Genomic DNA, 1,392 nt, shown 5'->3' with positions numbered 1-1,392 from the left:
TCGTCGCCGGGCACCCGCAGGTCGCTCAGGCGGCGGTGATCGCCCGTGAGGACAGCCCCGGTGACAAGCGCCTGGTCGCCTACGTCGTCCCGGCCGAGGCTCCGCAGAACGACGAACTCATCCGGGAGATACGTCAGTTCGTGGCGGGTCGACTGCCGGAGCACATGGTGCCCGCAGCGGTCGTCACCCTGGACGCGCTGCCGCTGACGAGCAACGGCAAGCTCGACCGCAAGGCCCTGCCCGCACCCGAGTACACCGGTTCCGGCCGTGGTCCCGCCACGGTCCGCGAAGAGATTCTCTGCGCGGCGTGGACCTGACCGCCGAGGAGGTCGAGCGGGTCGTCGCCACCGTCGAGGGCGGCGCGGCGAACGTCGCCGACATCTACCCCCTCGCCCCCCTCCAGGAGGGCCTGCTCTTCCACCACCTCCTCGCCGACACCGGCGAGGACGCCTATGTGACGCCGGTCGTGGTGGAGTTCGACTCGCGCGCGCGGCTGGACGCGTTCACCGAGGCACTGCAGCGTGTGGTGGACCGCCATGACATCTATCGGACCGGGATCGTGTGGGAGGGCCTGCGCGAGCCGGTGCAGGTGGTGTGGCGGCACGCCGAGCTCCACGTCGAGGAGGTCTCCCCCGACCCGCATGCTGCGGATCCGGTGGCGGAGCTGGTCGCTTGCGGCGGTCTGTCGATCGATCTGGGCCGGGCTCCGCTGATCGGACTGCACATCGCCGCAGTACCGGACTCGGGCGAGTGGCTGGCCCTGGTACGGGCGCATCACATGGTGCGCGACCACATGGGGACGACGTCGTGTTCGGCACGGTGCTCTTCGGACGCATGAACGCCGGCTCCGGGGCGGACCGGGTGGCGGGTCCGTTCATCAACACGCTGCCGGTGCGGGTGCGCCTCGGTGATGGTGCGGGTGTTCTCGCTGCGCTGGTCCGGGCCTTGAGGGCATCCGGACGGTGTTCTCGCGGGAGCGGACGAACTACCCGCTGTCGGTCTCGGTCGACGACGACGGCACTGAGCTGTCGCTTGCGGTGGACGCGGTGGCGTCGGTGGACGGGTCGGCGGTCGCCGCGATGGTGATCAACGCGGCAGGCGATGTGGTGTCCGCCCTGGAAGGCGCGCTGGAAGGTGGCGCGGACCGGCCGTTGAGCGCGGTGGATGTGCTGGGTGAGGCTGAGCGGCGCCCGGGTTCTGGTGGAGTGGAACGACACGGCGGTTGAGATGCCGCAGGTCACTGTGCCGGAGTTGTTCGAGGCGCAGGTGGCGCGGACGCCGGATGCGGTTGCCGTGGTGGGTGACGGTGTCGAGGTGTCGTATGCGGAGTTGGATGCGCGTGCGAATCGTCTGGCGCGGTTGCTGGTGGCCCGGGGTGTGGGTCTGGAGTCC

The 1,392-nt window shown here is 70.3% G+C and carries 4 protein-coding genes; all 4 read left to right on the top strand.

Going from position 1 to position 1,392, the window contains the following annotated elements:
- On the top strand, positions 1 to 317 hold a 317-nt coding region (locus tag IH50_RS38390; protein ID WP_037873646.1), incomplete at its 5' end, for an AMP-binding enzyme.
- On the top strand, positions 308 to 838 hold the full coding sequence (locus IH50_RS0136900; RefSeq protein ID WP_030873041.1) for a condensation domain-containing protein: 531 nt from the start codon (positions 308 to 310) through the stop codon (positions 836 to 838). The genes IH50_RS38390 and IH50_RS0136900, both read left to right, overlap by 10 nt.
- A gap of 124 nt (positions 839 to 962) precedes the next feature.
- The gene (locus tag IH50_RS41880; protein ID WP_030873038.1) at positions 963 to 1,226 is read left to right on the top strand and encodes a hypothetical protein; all 264 of its coding nucleotides are present in this window, start codon (positions 963 to 965) and stop codon (positions 1,224 to 1,226) included.
- On the top strand, positions 1,165 to 1,392 hold a 228-nt coding region (locus IH50_RS43690), incomplete at its 3' end, for an AMP-binding protein (RefSeq protein WP_420709177.1). The genes IH50_RS41880 and IH50_RS43690, both read left to right, overlap by 62 nt.

The organism is Streptomyces sp. NRRL S-37, from assembly GCF_000721605.1.
Taxonomy (GTDB): domain Bacteria; phylum Actinomycetota; class Actinomycetes; order Streptomycetales; family Streptomycetaceae; genus Streptomyces.
This window is presented reverse-complemented; position numbering and strand designations above follow the sequence as displayed.